The organism is Brevibacterium otitidis (assembly GCF_042429315.1).
Taxonomy (GTDB): Bacteria; Actinomycetota; Actinomycetes; order Actinomycetales; family Brevibacteriaceae; genus Brevibacterium; species Brevibacterium otitidis.
Map to the genome: position 1 here is coordinate 1 of NZ_JBHMAU010000011.1, position 18,309 is coordinate 18,309.

Genomic DNA, 18,309 nt, shown 5'->3' on the forward strand with positions numbered 1-18,309 from the left:
CAGGTCACGATCGCGATCCTGAGCTGCTCCCGGCTCACCCACCGGCGGCGGTCGAGGACGTTCTTTTGCAGGAGCGCAAAGAACGATTCCATGGCCGCGTTATCACCAGCAGCGCCGACTCTGCCCATCGATCCGACCAGGCCGTGACGTTCCAAGGCTCGGGTGAATGTCTTCGACCGGAATTGGCTGCCGCGGTCGCTGTGGACCACGCATCCGGCCACGTCGCTACCGCGACGGGCCACGGCCATCTCGAGAGCATCAACAGCTAACCGAGCCTTCATTCGGGCCGCGATGGAGTAGCCGACGATCCGCGAGGAGTAGACATCCTTGATCGCGCACATGTACAGCTTGCCCTCATCAGTGTGATGCTCCGTTATATCGGTCAACCACAGCCGGTTCACACCCTCAGCTGTGAACTCGTGGCGGGTGCGCCCGTCGGCGTCNATCGAACAAGGCGTTGGCACGATACGCCTGGGTAACGTCGGCTTCAGGCACCGGTGTTGCCAGCCACCGGTAGTAGGGCTGGCGGGAGAGCTTCAAAACCCGACACGACACCGCCACGGGGATCCCGTCGGCGGCGAGCTCTCTCACGAGCGGGTAGAGCCTTTTGACGGCAGATTCGCCTGCGACAAATAGGCAGCGGCCTGGCGCAGGACTTCGTTCTCCTGCTCCAGCAAGCGGTTACGTCGACGCATCTGCCGTAGTTCGGCTGACTCGCAGGTGGTCTTTCCGGGCTTGTTGCCGGCATCGATGTCTGCTTGGCGCAGCCATTTCGCGATGGTGCCTTCGTGGACTCCGAAGTCTTTGGCGATCTGTCCGATCGTCGTCTTGGAATCCCTGGTCTGGACGACGCGAATGACGTCGTCGCGGAATTCTTTCGGGTAGGGCTTTGGCATGGTGTTCATCCTTCCAGACTTGCCTGTCAGCAAGCCAGATTAGGTGTCACCAATCCCTGCATCAGTCCCCTTGGGCAAAATACGCACTCGCTTTCCGCAGGATCTCATTAGCCCGGCGCAGCTCCCGAACTTCCTTTTCCAAGTCCGTGATGCGTCGTTTGTCATCGCTCGTCATTCCTGGCGCTTCACCGGAATCCACATGGTTTTGCTTCACCCAATTACGGAGGGTGTTCTTATTGATTCCGATCTGTTCACCGACCAGCTGGCACGCGGCACTCACAGCCAGCGCGGGTTCGCAGGTCAGCTTCTCATTGACCATACGCACAGCACGGTCACGAACTTCTGTAGGGTACTTACTCGGTGCAGGCATGTTCCTATCCTCTCGGTTAGATCAAACCCTCCACCACACCCGGGGCGATCCACACGCTCAAGCCCATCATCGAAACGACCGTCACGATCGCAGGCCACACCGTCGCTGCCGCCGACCCCATCAGCGACGACGCTTCCTACATCCGCGACGCAATCACACCGCCAGGGTAGCTACCGTTGTGGAAGTCAGGAGCAGGGCCATGGCGCNGCTACCGTTGTGGAAGTCAGGAGCAGGGCCATGGCGCGATCGTCAACACCTCGTCGATGTCGGGCAAGAACGGCAGCCCAGGCCTGTCGGCCTACAACTCGAGCAAGTGGGCGGTCAACGGGATGACACAGACGGCCGCACTCGAATACGCCGGCCGTGGGATCTGCGTCAATGCCATCTGCCCGGGCGGCACGCTGACAGCCGCGCTGGAGGGATGGAAGGAATCCTCCCCACAGCAGTACGAAGCAGTAGCCGGATCCATTCCGATGAAGCGCATGGCCGACCCGCAGGAACAAGCCGACGCCGCGGTATGGCTGTGCTCATCGGAGGCGTCCTACATCACCGGCACGCTGCTCAACGTCGACGGCGGAGACGGCATCCTCGGCAAACAGTGACTGACCGGCGGTGGAACACCTGCCCGACGCAGCCGACCGTCACGGGTGCGTCAGCAGGTACACCCCGTCGCGGCGGCAGGTGACGATCTCCCAGCCGTCTTCCAGCAGGCCGGTGAACGTGTCGCGCAGCGCCATCCGCCAGCGGGTCGCCAGCTCCGGGTCGACACCGCGCAGCGATTCGACATCGCTGGGGATCTGCACACCGACGACTTCGGCCTCGCGCGGCACATCGCTCATCCGCGGCTCACCGTCAACGGTGTCGAGAGCGAACACCGGGTCAGCATCAGCCAGTCCCTCTGGCAGCGGCGGGCGGGCCGGCAGATCGAGCCGCCACGACACGAGCATCCGGTCAGAGGCCTGGCCTTCGTTGACGCCGTCGCGCATCTGACCGTAGAAGTCCTCGTAGTACTCCAGCGCATTGACACCCAGTCGGCTGAAGTTGAAGTAGGCATTGCGGGCGATGAGCGGATCGAAGGTCCACGTCATCTGCTTGATCCCGTGGTTGAGGCACCACAGCCGCTGATGCAGCTTCATCGCCGCACCGGTGCCGCGGCCCACCTGGTCGTGGCGCACGCCGGCGATGTGCGAGTGCATCATCTTGCCCAGCGGCTGGCCGAAGAACCCGATCGTCACACCGATGAGCGAATCGTCCTCAGCATCGAAGGCGCCGCCGACATAGTTGCCCGCATGTGCGAGCGCGACGATGAGTCCGGGCTCCAGCTGCGTCGTGCCGGCCCGGCCGACATTCCACACCTCGTCGAGCAGCAGCGAAGCCTCGGCCGCCTCGGCAGCGGTGTGCAGGCACCGCATGACGACACGGGCTGATTCCTGTGCCTCGGCGAGCTGATCTTCGGCTCCGGCGATGATGTTTTCGTTGTTCATGGGCACATTATCCCACGCGAGCGCACTACCGCCAGGGTGCTGGCCGTCCCGCGAGCCGGCCGGGGTCGAAATGTGGCGGGGCGCGGTGTACGTTTGCCCTTATGCTGACTGAATCCCCGCTCACCATCGCGATCATCGGCGCCGGCACCATCGGCCTGTCCTGGGCCCGGCTCTTCGCTTCCCACGGCCACCGCGTCCGCCTCTTCGATCCGCGCCCGGATCTGGAGCAGGTAGCCGAGCAGCTGAGCGCCGAGACCGAGGTGCCGATCGAGGTCTGCCAGTGCCTCACCGGAGCCGTCGACGGCGCTGATCTCGTGCTGGAGTCCGGGCCGGAGAGCGTCGAGGCCAAGACCCAGCTGTTCGCCGATCTCGTCGATGCTGCCCCGGCCGACTGCGTGCTCGCGTCCTCGTCCTCGGCGATCCTGCCGACGACGATCGCCGCCCGCCTGTCCGATGAGGCCGCCGCCCGCGTCGTCATCAGCCATCCGTACAACCCGCCGCATGTCATGCCGCTGGTGGAGATCGTCCCCGGTGAGCGCACCGCGCCCGAGGTGGTGGCCGGCCTGTGTGATCTGCTCACCTCGCTCGGCCGGGTGCCGGTGGTCGTGGAGAAGGAAGCACCGGGCTTCGTCGGCAACCGGCTGCAGAATGCGCTGCTGCGCGAAGCGGTCCACATCGTCGAATCCGGCATCGCGAGTGCTGAAGACGTCGATGTCGTGCTGAAGAACTCGCTGGGCGTGCGCTGGGCTGCCGTCGGTCTGTTCGGCGGCCTGCAGCTGGGCGGGGGAGAAGCCGGTCTGCGCGGGTTCATGCAGCACATCGGCCCGTCGTTCGCACAGATCGACGTGACGGAGCCGGACATGTCGGACGCCGGCATGGAGCCGGTCATCGCACAGGTCGAACAGGCATACCCTTCTGCTGAGGCGCTGGCCGCTGAGCGCGACCGCATGCAGGAGGGCATCCTCAGACTGCGGGCGGAGTTGATCGCAGATGAGGATTCAGAACAGCCCGGCGCCGATGATGAGGACGCGGCAGCCGAGGCCTGAGTCAGCTAGTCGAGCCTGTGCTGGCTGGCCGGGCTTGATCCGGCAGGCGCAGGCTGATCCGGCTGGCTGAGCCAGTTCCGGCTGCCTGACCCGACGGCGTCAGATCGCTGCGCGGTAGAAGTACGTCGTCCGGTTGGTGATGAGCCCGTCCTCGTCGAAGGTGAGGAAGTCGGCGAATCGCTCGCTGGCCTCTGACCCGTCCTTGAGGGTGCCGGCGAATGAGCCCTGCACGGCGGCCTGTCGTCCGGCGACCAACACCTCGGCGACGGTGTGCGCACCGGAGACGATGATCCGCTCGCCGTGGTAGAAGTCGGTGATCGCCTGCCCGACCATCGTCGGGTAGCCGGGCCGGTCGTAGCTGGCATCCGGGGCGAAGAGCGCCGAGGTGGCGGCAGCGTCGCCGGAGTCGACGGTGGAGTAGTAGCGGGCGGCGAGCTCTTCGATGCTGAGGTTCTGGGCGGTCACGGCAGGATCCTTTCGACAGCATGCGGGCGGGCGTTCGTGCCCGGCGTCCTGGCAGGTCTCAGCGCCAGTCTACGTGGTTGATCGCGAGGCCCGGCGGCGACTAGCGTGGGAGGCAACCGCGCCGGCGCCCATGCCGGCCTGCACCGTCGCAGCCCGGAGGCAGCGGTCTGCGAAGGATGACCGAAAGGAGTCACAGATGTCGCAGTATGCAGTCGTCAATCCGGCCACCGGTGAGGTTGTCGAAGAGTTCCCCACCGCCACCGATGAGCAGATCAACGACGCGCTCGCACGCTCCCACAACGCCTACTCCTCCTGGAGCACCACTCCGGTGGAGGAGCGCACCGCGATCCTGTCGAAGGTCGCCGAGATCTACTCGCAGCGCGCTGAGGAGCTCGCGGAGATCATCAAGATCGAGATGGGCAAGGCCGTCCCGGAGGGCAAGGGCGAGGTGGCCCTGTCGAGCATGATCTACCAGTACTTCGCCGACAACGCCGCCGAGTTCATCTCCGAAGAGAAGCTCAAGGGCCCCAAGGACGGTGAAGCCTACCTGCTGCGCAAGCCGGTCGGTTCGCTGCTGGGCATCATGCCGTGGAACTTCCCGTACTACCAGGTTGCGCGCTTCGCCGCTCCGAACCTGGCGCTGGGCAACACGATCATCCTCAAGCATGCTCCGCAGTGCCCGCGCTCGGCCAAGGTGATGGAGGAGATCTTCGTCGAAGCCGGTCTGCCGGCCGACGCCTACATCAACGTCTATGCCTCCAATGAGCAGGTCGCTGACATCATCCTCCCGGACCCGCGAAACCAGGGTGTGTCGCTGACCGGCTCGGAGCGGGCTGGTTCGGCTGTGGCCGCCGAGGCGGGCAAGAACCTCAAGAAGGTCGTCCTGGAGCTCGGCGGCTCGGACCCCTACGTGGTGCTTGACTCCGCCGACCTCGACGCGACTGCCAAGACTCTGTTCCAGGCCCGCATGGGCAACACCGGCCAGGCCTGCAACTCGCCCAAACGCATGATCGTCATGGACGACATCTACGACGAGTTCGTCGAGAAGATCACCGAGACGGCCAAGAAGTTTACCCCGGCTGACCCGCTGGCGGAGGATTCGCGCCTGAGCCCGCTGTCGTCGAAGGTCGCACAGCAGCGCTTCATGGAGCAGGTTGAGGCGGCCGTCGCTGATGGTGCGACTCTGCGCGCCGGCGGCAAGGCCTATGAGGGTGAGGGCTCCTTCGTCGAGCCGGTCGTGCTCACCGATGTGCAGAAGGGCAAGCGCGGCTACTACGAGGAGCTGTTCGGCCCGGCGTTCATGATCTTCCGCGTCTCCAGCGACGAGGAGGCCGTCGAGCTGGCCAACGACACCCCGTTCGGTCTGGGCTCGGCTGTGTTCAGCGCCGACATCGACCGCGCCGAGAAGGTCGCCGGACAGCTGCAGGCCGGCATGGTCTTCGTCAACGGTCCGGAGCAGTCCCGCGAGTTCCTGCCCTTCGGCGGCGTCAAGCGCTCCGGCGTCGGTCGTGAGCTCGGCCCGCTGGCGATGGACGAGTTCTGCAATAAGCAGCTGTACTACAAGAACAGCTGATGACCGCCCACCGCTGATTGCGGTGACGGTCTCCGTTCCCGAGGCGGGGCGCACCTGAGCTGATTCGCTCAGCTGGGTGCGCCCCGCCTTCGTGTGTGCCGGCGGTCGTTCCCCGTGGGCGCGTGGACCCACGCCTGATGCAGCGCCTGAGTGTGCGCTTGCACCGGCTTTGACTGTGACTGGGCCCGAATATGAACGTGGCCCGCCGGGATGATTCCCAGCGGGCCACAAGCGTCAGCTTCTCAGCTGTCGGTCATCACTTCTTGGTGCTCTTGCGACGGCCGACGGCCATCGCTGCGGCACCGACGGCCAGCAGTCCGGCTGCGCCGTAGAGCGCGGTCAGGTCCGAACCGGTGCGCGGCAGCTCGCTGCGGTCGCGGTCGCGGCCCTTGTCGGAGTCGCCGCCGCCCTTGCTGTCATCACCAGCGTGGACGGAGAAGTCACCGTAGGCTTCTTCCTCGCCGTCAATGCAGGAGGCAATGACGTGGTACTCGCCGATGTAGGCCGAGTCCGGAGCGTTGCCCGTTCCGTGGATGTGCTCGATGACGGCGGTGCCGTGCTCATCGGTCTCAACCTCGGTTTCGTATGACAGGTCGCCTTCGTACTGCTCGATGATGAACGTGGCGATCTCGCCGGGGTAGCAGCCGGTCAGTTCGAGCTTGACGCCCTTGTTCTCGTTGCGGAAGTCAGCCACGCTGATCTTCTTCGGTGCGACCTTGAGCTCCGGCTCCCACTTCTCGTCGTCGCCGTCGTCCTCACCGATGATGGTGACAGTGAAGTCGAAGGTCTTGGACTCTTCGCCCTCGCGGGTGACGGTGACGGTGAAGTCAACCTTGTCACCGACTTCGAAGTCGCTCGGATCGCCCTCGTAGTAGACGCCGGTGACGAGCTCTTCACCTTCAGAGGTCTCCGGCTCGTTGGTGAGGCTGTTGGTGACAACGTCACCGGGCTGGAGGTTCGAAGCCGTGATGCTGATGCCCTTATCCGGGTTGGCGAGATCAGCAGCAGTGATCTCATCCGGAGCCGAGCTGACCTTCGGATCGAAGGCCGGCGCATCGTCCTCACCGGCAACGGTGACAGTGAAGTCGAAGGTCTCCGACTCTTCACCGCGAGCAACAGTGACCGTGAAGTCGATCTTCTGACCGGGCTCGAAATCGCTCGCCTTGCCCTTGGAGTAGAGCCGCAGTTCGAGGCGTTCACCCTCTGCAGTCTCCTCACCGTCCGTCAGGCTGTTGGTGACAATGTCACCGTTCTGGAGATTCGAGGCCGTGACCATGATGCCCTTTTCAGGGTTGACCAGATCTTCAGCGGGAATCGTCGTCGGCTCGACCTCTACCGTCGGGTCGAAAGCGTTGTCATCCTGCTTCTCGATCTCCAGCTCGAGCGTTTCGCTGTATTTCGAACCGGTTCCGCTGCCGCCGATGACGGCCTTGATCTTGAGGGTTCCAGCCTCTTCGAGCTCTTCGACGGACGAATCGGACGTCGCGAGGGCCTGCGCCCTTCCCTCCGAGTCAGCATCACCCTTATTTTGCTTCACGTGCTCACCGCTGATGACGAGGGTGTCGCCTTCCTGCAGGTTCTCGGCAATCACCATCACACCACCGCTCTTGAATTCCTCGGCGCTGATCTTCCCGGCGCTGAGCGAGAGCTTCGGCTCCCTTGCGGTGGGGTCATCGGTCGGATCTTTGGTCGGATCCTCAGATGGGGTCGGGCTAGGGGGCGTTGTCGGCTCTGCAGTCGCGGTCGGAGACGGCGAGCCAGTCGGGTCCGGTGTCTCGGTCTGCGCGACCTTGTTCCCCGAATCGTCCGACTTCTTAGCCTGCTTCTCGGACTTCGTATTGTCCTGCTTCTTGGCTTTGGCCTTCTGCTCGGCCTTCTTCTCTGCTGAGGCGTCCGACTTCTTCTCGTCGGTCTGCTTCTTGTCCTCAGACTGGCCGGTGTCAGCGGACTGAACTGCTGACGGGGTGGCAGTCTCTGTCTCTTCCGGCGTCGGCTGCGCGAATGCGGCCGAAGAACCGAAGAATGCGCTTGCGCTGACGAGCGCGGCAGCAGATGCGCCGGCAGCCAGGCGACGGAGAGATGTGAGTTTCATCGTACTGTCCCTTCGAGGGTCAGAGAAATATCAATTCTCTCTGAGAGTAACCTGGGTAACACTGGGTGACAACCAGGTTTCCTGAACTTTCGATGAATTGACTTGGATTTGCGGCAGATCGTCCGATATTCGGCCGATCCGGCGGGCCCGTTCCCGAGGCGGGGTGCGCCTGGGCTGACTCGTTCAGCTGGGTGCGCCCCGCCTTCGTGTGTGCCGGCGCCTTCTCGTCCGGCCTCCTGGATGACCGGCTCATCGGTACAGGGGACGTGAATCGGCTGTGGCCCGCCGGGAGGATTCCCAGCGGGCCACAAGCGTCAGCTACTCAGCTGTCGGTGATCACTTCTTGGCGGTCTTGCGACGGCCGATCATCATGGCTGCACCACCGACGGCCAGCAGTCCGGCTGTGCCGTAGAGTGCGGTGAGCTCCGTACCGGTGCGCGGCAGCTCGTCGCGGTCGCGGTCACCATTGTCGGAGTCACGGTCGCCCTCGTCGGAGTCGCCGCCGCCCTTGCCATCGTCATCAGCGTGGACGGAGAACGAACCGGCGGCCTCTGCGTCACCGCAGGTGGCGGTCACGGTGTACTTGCCGAGGTATGCCGAATCCTTGGCATCGCCGGTTCCGTGGATGTGCTCGATGACGGCGGTGCCCTTATCGTTGACGTCGGCCTCGACCTCGTGCTTCAGCTCGCCGTTCTCGTGCTCGATGACGAACGTGGCGGTCTCATTCGGGGTGCAGGTCGAGACCGTGAGCTGGACGCCCTTGTTCTCGTTGCGGAAGTCAGCGACGCTGATCTTCTCCGGCGAGATCTTCAGCTCCGGCTCGGCGGTCTCATCGTCCCCGTCGTCTTCAGCGACGATGGTGACGGTGAAGTCGAAGGTCTTCGACTCTTCACCGCGAGTCACGGAGACGGTGAAATCGACCTTCTGGGCGACTTTGAAGTCGCTGGCGTCGCTTCCGTAGTAGACCTTGGTCTCCACGGTGTCGCCCTCAGCGGTCGTCGTGTCGTCAACGAGTGTGTTGGCAACAACATCGCCGGCCTTGAGGTTCGTGGCGGTGATTGTGATGCCCTTGTTCTTGTCGGTGAGGTCAGCGGCGGTGATCTTATCTGGAGCCGACGTCACCTTCGGGTCGAATGCTGCGTCGCCTTCGTCCTTGACGATTTTCACCGTGAAGGATTCGGACTGCTCGTTGCCGGTGCTGTGCGGATTGGTGACGGGGGCCGTGAAGGTCACGGAGCCGGCGTTTTCGAGCTCTTCGACCGACGAATCGGACTTCACAACGACCGTCGCCATGCCGTCCTTCGCAAACGCGGGCTCCGCCGTGACGTGCTCACCCTTGACCTCGACAACGTCATCAGCCTGCAGGTTCTTAACGGTGACCGCTACGCCTCCCTCCCTGAGGCCCTCAGCGCTCACCTCGTGGGCGCTGAGATCGAACTCAGGGGTCGTCGCGGCGGTCTTCGCCTCCGGCTTGGCGGACTTGGACGTCGAGTTCTGGGTACCGGTCTCGCTTGCCGTCGACGCCGGATCCGCGGTCGGCTGTGCGAATGCGGTCGAGGCGCCGAAGAAGGCGCTCGCGCTGACGAGCGCTGCTGCCGAGGTACCGGCAGCGATGTGTCGGAAAGTGGTGAGCTTCATGCGGCTGTCCCTTTCGAAGATCAGAGAGTTTTCAATCCTGTCTGAGAGGAATCTGGGCAAACCGCTTATACAAACTCACTTATTGAATATCCGGTGAACGACTCTCTCTATATATATGGCGGGTCGTCCGAAATTCGGCCTAAACCGGCATCTGCGACGAACTGACGCCCCTGGCGACCCCACCTGAGCGCGCGAGCATCCCTGCCCGTAGCATGGTGAAGGCGCGCCAAACCGCGACCACCTCACAGCACAACCAACGCTCAATGAAGAGAGGGACCACCCCATGGCTGCCCACACTCCGCCCCCGACCACCCCGGAAACTCGGGAAGCCCACTCCAACGCCCAGGCCTCGCGCGGCCTCATGCGCCCGCTCAACTACTTCCTCGAGCGCTGGGTGCCGTCATCGCTGGTCTTCGCCATCCTGCTGACCCTCATCGTCGCGATCCTCGCGTTCATCCTCACCGATGCCGGCCCCGTCGATGTGCTCACCGGCTGGGGCGAGGGACTCTCCGGGCTGCTGGAGTTCATGACCCAGATGGCCCTCATCCTGCTGCTCGGCCACATTCTCGCCAACACCGGCCCCGTCCGCAGGGGCCTCTCCGCCCTGGCCGCCGTGCCGCGCAGCCCACTCATGGCCTATCTCTTCGTCTTCGTCATCGCCAGCTTCGCCTCCCTCATCACCTGGGGCCTCGGCCTCGTCGTCGGTGCGCTGCTGGCCCGCGAGATCGCCATCCAGGCCCGCGAGAAGGACATGAAGGTCCACTTCCCGCTGCTCGTGGCCGCCGGCTACTCCGGCATGGTCGTCTGGCACATGGGCTACTCCGCCTCGGGCCCGCTGACCGCCGCAACCCCGGACTCCTTCCTCGCCGAATCGCTCGGCGGTGACGTCATCCCGGTCTCACAGACGATCTTCGCCGGCTGGAACATCGCCGCCGCAGCCGCCGTCATCATCGTCTGCGCCGCCCTGTTCGGGCTGGCCGCCCCGCGCCGGAACGACCCGGTCATCGAGCTGCCCGCCCACGTCGAAGCCGAAGCCTACGACCCGGCCCACGAAGACGTCACCACCCCAGCCGACCGGATCGACGCCTCCCGCATCCTCACCCTCATCACCGGGCTCGCACTCGCCGGCTACCTCGTCGTCCACTTCGTACAGGGCGGATCGCTGACCCTCGACGTCGTCAACTGGTCGTTCCTCGCGCTCATCTTCCTGCTCGTGCGCAGCCCCTTCGAGCTCATCCACCTGACCAAGGAAGCCGCCGCAAACGTCGGTGAGATCCTGCTGCAGTTCCCGCTCTACGCCGGCATCCTCGGCATGATGCAGGTGACCGGGCTCATCGCGGTGTTCTCCAATGCGCTCGTCTCGATCGCCAACCCGACGACCTTCGGCCTGCTCGCCTTCCTCGCCGGCGGCCTCGTCAACTTCTTCGTCCCCTCCGGCGGCGGCCAGTTCGCCGTGCAAGGCCCCATCATGCTCGAAGCCGCCGACCAGCTCGGCGTCGACCCGACGATCGCGATCATGGCCGTGTCCTACGGCGACCAGTGGACGAACATGATCCAGCCGTTCTGGGCGCTGCCGGTGCTCGCCATCGCCGGGCTGAAGATGCGCGACATCATCGGCTACACCACGCTCACCCTCCTCGGCTCCGGTGTCGTGCTCGCCGCGACCATGCTGCTCATCAGCTGACGGTCGCTCACCAGCCTCTTGCCGCGCCCGAGGTGCGGGCCGGGTTCCCAGCCCAGCTCACCCGGGCTCGCCCGACCGCTGGCGGGGCGTGGGTGCGGGCGGGTGCCGGCCGCTGGCGAGGCGTGGGTGCGGGCATGCTGCATTGTTAGAGTGCGAGCATGCCTGAGATCCGCGTCTCCGCCCTCGTCATCGGCCATCCCGAGCGCCGCGAGCTGCTCATGGTGCGCAAGGCCGGCACCCAGGCCTTCATGCTGCCCGGCGGCAAACCCGAACCCGGCGAGACTGCCCGCAGCGCCATCATCCGCGAGGTCGCCGAGGAGCTGCACCTGGAGCTGGCCGATGACCGGCTCGAAGAGCTCGGCACGTGGACGGCTGCGGCTGCGAACGAAGCCGGGCATGCGGTGACCGGCACGGTCTTCGCTTACCGGGGTGTGCCCGGCGGTCTCAATGTCGCCGCGCCCGAGGTGTATGAGGAGATCGCCGAGGCCGCCTGGTTCTCCTTCGACGACCTGCCTGCCGATACGCCGCAAAGGCGCTTCGCCTCATTGACCCGCGATCACGTCATCCCGCATCTGCCCGGCTGGCTCACCGACCCCGCCGGCTGATCCGCCTGCGGGGCTGCTTCTTGCACCTGATCTACTTCTTGGGCTGGGTCGACTTCTTGGACGCGGACTTCTTCCCGCCCTTTTTGGCCGGATTCTTCTCTTTGTCCGGCTTCTTCTCTGGCTTCTTGGCCGTCTTCCTGCCGGACTTCTTCGCAGGCTTCGTCTCCGCGTCCTCGACCGCGGCAGCAGCCGTCTTCTCGCCCTCGGCTTCGGCCGCGTCCTCAGCCTCGGCCGCCGCCTTCTGAGCCTCAGCCTCCTCCTCAGCGCTGAGTTCGCCGAAGGCGGCATAGGCGTACAGGGCCCGATAGACCTCGTTGAGGCTCACCTCGGCTTCGGCTGCGAGGGCCTGCACCACGCTCAGGTACTTCTCGTACGGCACGCGGGCGGTGATCCGCGACTCCAGCAGCCCGGCGTCGAAGAGCACGCCGACAGCACGCGCGTCCATGAGCGCGAAGCGCTCGGGGTAGACCGCGGAGAGGATGGCGCTGGCGAATGGCTTGCCCACCCCGTCGATGATCGACAGCATCGGGATCCGCCAGCGATCCGGGGTGTCCTGCTCCAGCGCCAGGTAGGTGAGGTACTCGATCTCCTTGCGGACGGACTTCTCGGTGAAGCCGGTGAGGATCGGCAGCACCGCAATCGCCTTCCACTCCGCGAAGCGCAGCAGCGACTTGTACGGCAGCTGCTCCTGCTTGCGGGCCTTCTTCGCATCTTTGCTCAGCAGGCGCGCTTCGAGCTCGGTGACGCAGTAGCGGGGTGCGTGGCGGGTGATGAAATCCGGGGTGATGTTTAGGGCCGTCATGGGCACATCATATCGGTGCCGGCTCACCCGCCCCACAGCACGAGCACGGCGCCGAGCCCGGCGAACAGCGCAACCCCGGCAAGGACGACCGCGGCGATGACGACCGGGTGGAGACCTCGGGCGCGGGGCAGCATGACCCCGGGAGCCAGGTCGTCCACGGTGTGCCGCCGCGGGGCCGGGGTCGGGGTGTCGGTCTTCGGGGGAGCGGCGGGCAGGCCGTAAAGGTCGCGGGGGATGTCCTCATGGGGCAGACGTGAGTACACAGGATGCTCCTCGAGCAGATCGGCGATGGTCACCTCACTACCGAGTCAAGCCGAGGCCGGTGCAACAGCAGTGGCCGGCATGTCGCAGGTCGGTTACATCGTCGGCACTGCGTCGGCGCAGCAGCGGGAGCGTACCGGTCAGCTGTGCAGGCTGAAGCGCTGTAGGTTTCCCCGCCAGTTGCGGGCCAGCAGCACGAGGGCGGTGAGGGTGACAGCCAGCGCCGGCCAGTAGCTGTACCGATAATCCTGTGCGGGGACAACGGGAATGTAGCTCATGAGGTAGATCCAGGCCGACGCTGCGAGGCTGAGCTCGGTAATGTGCGAGCGCCAGCGTCGGATGAGCGCCAGCCCGATGAGCGTCGATCCGGCCAACCAGAACCACGCATGGTACAGCCACGGCAACTGGGTGACGCCGAAGTCTACGACGTAGTAGTGCATCGCCTGATGCAGTCGCGGGGAGCCCCATTCGACCCCGTGTTCGCGACCCTCACCGGAGATCCCGGGGAACTGGAGCTTGCTGGTGAACAAGAAGCGGGCGAAGGTCTCGGCGCGGTAGTCGATGTATCGCGGCAGATACTGCGGAAGCGTCTCCTTCCACAGTGCGATGACCTCTTCCTTCTCTGCGATCTCGGTGAAATGGCCGTTGGCCCCGGTGCCCCAGCACGCCCAATACACGTCCCACACAACGCCCTTGTCGCTGCAGATCTGACGGGCATTGCGGATCTTGTCCTTCAGATCCTGCGGGGCCGAACTGCTGTCGATCGCCGACTGCGGAACGGCGAAGACGAGGTCATCGAGCATGATCTGAGTGAACTGGGAGCTGTGGTCAGGTTTCGTCGCGGCATCGACCGCCGCCCCTCCGCCGAGCAGCAGACCGGAGAACAGCCCGAAGACCGCGACCGTGCAGGCTGCAGCGCGCAGAACGCGACGGCGGACCCAGCCGCGCACACGGGCATTCTGGAACAGAATGATCGACAGCCAGATGAGCAGGGGGACTAGGGCGACGACGGCGTTCTTCCGTACGAGTGTGCCGTAGACGAAGAAGGGGATTGACGCCAGGCCCCACACCCACGCGGAGCGGCTGCGCCGGCTGGCGATGAGCAGCAGCACCGCACCGGCGTAATACGTCAGTCCCATCTGCGTGTCCTTCCAGATCACGCCGATGAGGTTGGCGGCGTGCGGCGCGGAAAGGAGGAACAGGCCCAGCAGGCCGATCCGGAAGCTCGCCGATCGGTCGTAGAGATACCAGCATGTCAGCCACGCGCACACGGTCGCGAAGACGATCTGCACTGTGGCAAGGGTGCCGTAGTCTCCCGTGGCCTGGATGAGCAACCGCCAGGCTGCGCTCATGATGACCGGATGCCAGTCGTCGTAGCCGATCCGGCCCTCGGCCTGGGCGAGCTGATGAAAGGAATCGTGCGTCAACGCGCCCGGTGACATCGCCCGGTTGACAACATAGCCAAGCAGGGCAGCGACGACTGCATAGGCGATGAGCGCTGTGCGCCGGCTGCCGAGGATCTGCTGCGCCCGGGTCTGGGCATGGCGGGAGAGGAGTTGGAAGGTCGTCACAGAGTCGATTTAACCACGCCTGCCAAGCGTGCCCGGAGACGGGTGAGCCCGGGCGGGACATGCCTGCGCCCGGGCCCACCTTGGACGGGGAGAGTCACACCTCTCAGCAGGGACGCGTCTCCGGTGCGACCGTGAGCGCCGGATCGTTCTTGACGACGCCCTCCAGGGCGGCGTCGATCTTCGTCTTGACCTCGGCATCGAGCTTGACGCCTGCGGCCTCGGCGTTCGAGGTGATCTGCTCCGGACGTGAGGCGCCGACGAGGGCGGCTGCCACATTGTCATTGGACAGCACCCAGGCGATCGCCAGCTGCGCCATCGTCAGCTCCAGATCCGCAGCGATCGGCTCGAGCTTGGCGACAGCCTCCAGGGTCTCGTCGTTCAGCAGCCCGGCGACAGCCTTCGCGCCACCGGACTCATCGGTCGCCCGCGAGCCGGCCGGCAGCGGCTGGCCCGGCTTGTACTTGCCGGTCAGCACCCCCTGAGCGATCGGCGACCACACGATCTGGGAGATCCCGAGCTCACGGCAGGTGGGCACCACCTCGGGCTCGATCACCCGCCACAGCATGTTGTACCGCGGCTGGGAGGAGATGAGCTGGATGCCCAGGTCCTGCGCCATCGCGTGGGCGGCGCGGATCTGCTCGGCATTCCATTCGCTCACACCGATGTAGAGGGCCTTGCCGGCGCGCACGACATCGGCGAAGGCCTGCATCGTCTCCTCCAGCGGCGTCTCGACGTCGAAGCGGTGAGCCTGGTACAGGTCGACGTAGTCGGTCTGCAGACGCGAGAGCGAACCGTTGATCGATTCCATGATGTGCTTGCGCGACAGGCCGCAGTCGTTGTGCCCGCGCGGGCCGGTGGGCCAGTAGACTTTCGTGAAGATCTCCAACGACTCCCGGCGCTCGCCCTTGAGCGCTTCACCGAGGACGGACTCGGCCTTCGTATTGGCGTAGACATCGGCGGTGTCGAAGCTCGTGATGCCGGCGTCGAGGGCGGCGCGCACGCACTGGCCGGCGACCTCGTTCTCCACCTGCGAGCCGTGCGTCAGCCAGTTGCCGTAGGTGATCTCGGAGATCTTGAGTCCGCTGTTGCCGAGGTAACGGAATTCCATCGGAGGGTCCTTCCTTGCTGATCGGTGGCCGGCGCCTGCCTGACGCGGCCTCACTGCCTCACACTACCGCCACGGACAGACGCGGCGGCTGGCTGTGCGCCCTGTGTTCCCTGCCGGTGTCATGGTTGAATGGTGGGCATGAGCTCCAGCTGGTCCCAGGTGCGCGCCGCTGTCGCTGAAGCGCAGTGGGAGGACGTCCTCGTGCGTCTGACCGGAGTGCCGCGGATCCCGCAGGACATCGCCTATGTGCTCGCCCGCGAATCGCATGACCATCCGGAGTTCCAGCAGATCCTGCTGACGCTCGACGCCGTGCAGGACTGCGTCCTCAACGCCGTCGATCCGGAACAGACCGGCCGCTGGAATTCGATGTCGCTGCTGCGGCACTTCGCCTCCCCGTTCGCCGGCTGGATGGACGCCCCGGCCTATGCGATCCGCTCCCGGATCGCCACCCGCCGGCAGAAGCGCGCCCTCGGCACCCGGGAGAGCATGGCGCTCGACCGGGAAAAGGCCGGCGAGCCGCCGCTGCCGGAAACCGTCGCCGAGGTGTGGGACCGGGTGCTGCGCGATGAGGGCTTCCTCAACGTGCCGCGCAGCCAGTTCCACGAATGGCTCTACGCCGATGTCATCCGCCGGTTCCCGGAGAAGATCCGGCGCGGTTCGGACACCCCGGCCGCCCCAGGGCTGGCGAAGGAGGCGATGCGCATCATCTGCGGCTGGGGTGATGCGCATCAGCGCGCAGAGCTCGCCCACAACCCGGAGCTCGCCCTTGACCTGCTGCTGAGCCTCATCGACGACCCGGTCGAGGATGTCGCGCGGGCGTGCGCCGACAATCCGCAGTGCACCGGGGACCTGGCCAACCGGCTCGAAGCCCGGTTCCCCGACCTCGGCGATGTGCTCGACCGGCTCCCCGGCGCTGACGTCGACCGCCAGCTGCGGGTGCCGGCAGTCGAATGCACCGAAGCGATCGTGGGCACCTTCCTGGGCGCAGTGCTTGCGACCCCGGCGGAGGGGGAGGAGCTGCGCGCCCGGCTCGCCGCCGGTGCTGAGACCGGTGCCGCTGCCGAGGCGGGGGCTGCTGCCCAGGCGGGGGCTGCTGCCCAGGCGGGTGCGGTCACGCTCGGCTCGGCCTGGTTCGACATCGCCTGGCAGGCCAGCGAGAGCCGGCTGGCATTCGACTGATCCGCAGCACTTGCCACGGCACCGGCGGTCCCAGCAGTTAGGGTGAAGTGCATGAATCGCCCTCACCGAGTCCAGCAGCTGCGCCGCACTGGCTTCCAGGCCCTCAACCGCGGCCGCTCTCTGGCGCACAAGGGCCTTGACGCGGTCAAGGACCGGCTGACAGAGCGCAGCATCGCCCAGCGCTTCGCACCGGCTGGCGCCGATTCCTTCACGGCAGCGCTGTACTTCGCCGGTGACAGCGGCAGCCTCTACCAGCTGAGCGAATGGCTGTGGTCCTGCGAGCAGCTCGCCGCACGCCTGCGCGACGCAGGATACGGCGACGCACCGCTCGCCGTCTTCTGCCGCCACGCCGGGCACGTCGAGCAGATCAGCCGGCTGACGACGCTGCCGGTGCGGTTCGGGCGCATGGCCCGTGATCTGGAGGCGTTCATGTCCCAGCCGAGCCTGCGCCTCGTCTTCTACGTCAACCAGTCGCCGCTGAACTTCCAGGCGCTGCGCTATCGGCAGCCGGCCCATGTCCATCTCAGTCACGGTGAGAGCGAGAAGATCTCGATGATCTCCAATCAGCTCAAGGCCTATGACTATGTCTTCACTGCCGGCCAAGCCGCCCGCGAACGCCTGCTCGCTGCTCTCATCGGCTATGCCGAACAGGGCGGCGAGCAGCGCATGATCGACGTCGGCCGGCCCCAGCTCGATGCCCCGCGGCAGGTGCCGACGGCGTGGCAGCAGACTGCCGCCGAAGAGCAGCTGACCGTGTTCTACGCGCCGACCTGGGAGGGCGATTCCCCGGCGATGGCGTATGGAACGCTCAAGCACAACGGCCCGGCGGTGGTGCGCGGCCTGCTCGATGCCGGCTGCCGGGTCATCTTCCGCCCGCACCCGCGCACCGGAGTGATGGATGTCGCGACGGCGCAGGCGCTGACCCAGACCATCCAGCTCGTGCGTGCACATCCGCGCGGATACGTCGATGACGGCGGCCGGCTCGGCTGGCAGTTCGACGTCGCTGATGTCTGCCTGACCGAGATGTCGGCGCTGGCCTTCGACTGGCTGTCGACGGGCAGACCGCTCGTGCTCATCCGCCCGGACGAACCCGGCGCAGAGGTGCTGCCGGGCGGACTCTTCGACCGCGTGCCGGCCGGTGAAGCCCGGAACCCGCGCGCCCTCATCGACATGGTGACCGCGGCTGACCGGTCGGCGAGCCGGGATGCGGTGCAGCGTGCGCAAGAACACTATCTCGGTGACACCGCGCCAGGTGAACAGCAGCGACGCTTCGAACACGGCGCCTTGAGCATCATCGACAAACGCCGCATGAACCTGTCCAGTCTCACGACATAGTTGACGCTCTCTCACTTGACTGGACGCGGCTGACTGTTGATGGGTGTCTCAGGACTTCGTTGACGGTTTCGGCAAGGATCAGACCATGCGATATCACTAGATGATTGATTCCAAGGGTTCAGTGGTCGTACGCGGTCAGTGACCGGAGTACCGGCTGTCCGGTCTTCTGGTTGTGCCAGATCGCAGTAGTCAGCGCGAGG

The 18,309-nt window shown here is 65.5% G+C and carries 16 protein-coding genes and 1 pseudogene; 7 read left to right on the forward strand and 10 right to left on the reverse strand.

Annotation, left to right across the window (positions count from 1 at the left end; all coding sequences use genetic code 11):
* Both ACFFN1_RS01010 and ACFFN1_RS01015 read right to left on the reverse strand, forming a co-directional pair.
* Nucleotides 1–896: pseudogene (locus ACFFN1_RS01010) on the reverse strand (IS3 family transposase); the annotation flags it as partial.
* Nucleotides 897–957: 61 nt separating this feature from the next.
* Nucleotides 958–1,266, reverse strand: coding sequence for a transposase (locus ACFFN1_RS01015; RefSeq protein ID WP_376837773.1), 309 nt, complete (start codon nt 1,264–1,266; stop codon nt 958–960).
* 176 nt (nt 1,267–1,442) lie between these two features.
* On the opposite strand from ACFFN1_RS01015, the gene ACFFN1_RS01020 reads away from it, so the two are divergent.
* Complete coding sequence (locus tag ACFFN1_RS01020; RefSeq protein ID WP_376837775.1) at nt 1,443–1,868, forward strand: SDR family NAD(P)-dependent oxidoreductase; 426 nt, start codon at nt 1,443–1,445, stop codon at nt 1,866–1,868.
* A 39-nt stretch (nt 1,869–1,907) separates the two neighbouring features.
* Here ACFFN1_RS01020 and ACFFN1_RS01025 read toward each other — a convergent pair whose 3' ends face one another.
* Complete coding sequence (locus ACFFN1_RS01025) at nt 1,908–2,750, reverse strand: hypothetical protein (protein ID WP_376837777.1); 843 nt, start codon at nt 2,748–2,750, stop codon at nt 1,908–1,910.
* Nucleotides 2,751–2,851: 101 nt separating this feature from the next.
* On the opposite strand from ACFFN1_RS01025, the gene ACFFN1_RS01030 reads away from it, so the two are divergent.
* Nucleotides 2,852–3,796 (forward strand): 3-hydroxyacyl-CoA dehydrogenase family protein, encoded by a 945-nt coding sequence (locus ACFFN1_RS01030; protein ID WP_376837779.1) that lies wholly within the window; start codon nt 2,852–2,854, stop codon nt 3,794–3,796.
* A gap of 99 nt (nt 3,797–3,895) precedes the next feature.
* On the opposite strand, the gene ACFFN1_RS01035 is transcribed toward ACFFN1_RS01030, so the two are convergent.
* Entirely contained in the window at nt 3,896–4,261 is a 366-nt protein-coding gene (locus ACFFN1_RS01035; protein WP_376837781.1) for a nuclear transport factor 2 family protein, read from the reverse strand.
* Between the two features lie 196 nt (nt 4,262–4,457).
* On the opposite strand from ACFFN1_RS01035, the gene ACFFN1_RS01040 reads away from it, so the two are divergent.
* The gene (locus ACFFN1_RS01040; RefSeq protein ID WP_376837783.1) at nt 4,458–5,834 is read left to right on the forward strand and encodes an NAD-dependent succinate-semialdehyde dehydrogenase; all 1,377 of its coding nucleotides are present in this window, start codon (nt 4,458–4,460) and stop codon (nt 5,832–5,834) included.
* 256 nt (nt 5,835–6,090) lie between these two features.
* On the opposite strand, the gene ACFFN1_RS01045 is transcribed toward ACFFN1_RS01040, so the two are convergent.
* Both ACFFN1_RS01045 and ACFFN1_RS01050 read right to left on the reverse strand, forming a co-directional pair.
* Nucleotides 6,091–7,926, reverse strand: a complete 1,836-nt coding sequence (locus ACFFN1_RS01045; RefSeq protein ID WP_376837785.1) for an LPXTG cell wall anchor domain-containing protein — start codon at nt 7,924–7,926, stop codon at nt 6,091–6,093.
* A gap of 336 nt (nt 7,927–8,262) precedes the next feature.
* Entirely contained in the window at nt 8,263–9,564 is a 1,302-nt protein-coding gene (locus tag ACFFN1_RS01050; RefSeq protein WP_376837787.1) for an LPXTG cell wall anchor domain-containing protein, read from the reverse strand.
* A 361-nt stretch (nt 9,565–9,925) separates the two neighbouring features.
* On the opposite strand from ACFFN1_RS01050, the gene ACFFN1_RS01055 reads away from it, so the two are divergent.
* Together ACFFN1_RS01055 and ACFFN1_RS01060 are read left to right on the forward strand one after the other, a co-directional pair.
* Nucleotides 9,926–11,248: a short-chain fatty acid transporter gene (locus ACFFN1_RS01055; protein ID WP_376837800.1), complete on the forward strand. Its 1,323-nt coding sequence runs from the start codon at nt 9,926–9,928 to the stop codon at nt 11,246–11,248.
* 158 nt (nt 11,249–11,406) lie between these two features.
* Nucleotides 11,407–11,853 (forward strand): NUDIX hydrolase, encoded by a 447-nt coding sequence (locus ACFFN1_RS01060; protein ID WP_376837788.1) that lies wholly within the window; start codon nt 11,407–11,409, stop codon nt 11,851–11,853.
* Nucleotides 11,854–11,884: 31 nt separating this feature from the next.
* On the opposite strand, the gene ACFFN1_RS01065 is transcribed toward ACFFN1_RS01060, so the two are convergent.
* The 4 genes from ACFFN1_RS01065 to ACFFN1_RS01080 form a co-directional block, all read right to left on the reverse strand.
* On the reverse strand, nt 11,885–12,655 hold the full coding sequence (locus tag ACFFN1_RS01065) for a hypothetical protein (RefSeq protein ID WP_376837790.1): 771 nt from the start codon (nt 12,653–12,655) through the stop codon (nt 11,885–11,887).
* Nucleotides 12,656–12,678: 23 nt separating this feature from the next.
* Nucleotides 12,679–12,951 carry a hypothetical protein gene (locus tag ACFFN1_RS01070; protein ID WP_376837791.1) on the reverse strand — a complete coding sequence of 91 codons (273 nt, stop codon included), beginning with the start codon at nt 12,949–12,951 and terminating at the stop codon, nt 12,679–12,681.
* 105 nt (nt 12,952–13,056) lie between these two features.
* A complete protein-coding gene (locus ACFFN1_RS01075) occupies nt 13,057–14,487 on the reverse strand; it encodes a hypothetical protein (protein ID WP_376837793.1) in 1,431 nt (476 codons plus the stop codon).
* 103 nt (nt 14,488–14,590) lie between these two features.
* A complete protein-coding gene (locus tag ACFFN1_RS01080) occupies nt 14,591–15,595 on the reverse strand; it encodes an aldo/keto reductase family protein (RefSeq protein ID WP_376837794.1) in 1,005 nt (334 codons plus the stop codon).
* A gap of 138 nt (nt 15,596–15,733) precedes the next feature.
* On the opposite strand from ACFFN1_RS01080, the gene ACFFN1_RS01085 reads away from it, so the two are divergent.
* Both ACFFN1_RS01085 and ACFFN1_RS01090 read left to right on the forward strand, forming a co-directional pair.
* Nucleotides 15,734–16,774, forward strand: a complete 1,041-nt coding sequence (locus ACFFN1_RS01085; protein ID WP_376837796.1) for a hypothetical protein — start codon at nt 15,734–15,736, stop codon at nt 16,772–16,774.
* 51 nt (nt 16,775–16,825) lie between these two features.
* On the forward strand, nt 16,826–18,109 hold the full coding sequence (locus tag ACFFN1_RS01090; RefSeq protein ID WP_376837798.1) for a CDP-glycerol glycerophosphotransferase family protein: 1,284 nt from the start codon (nt 16,826–16,828) through the stop codon (nt 18,107–18,109).
* Nucleotides 18,110–18,309 lie beyond the last annotated feature (200 nt).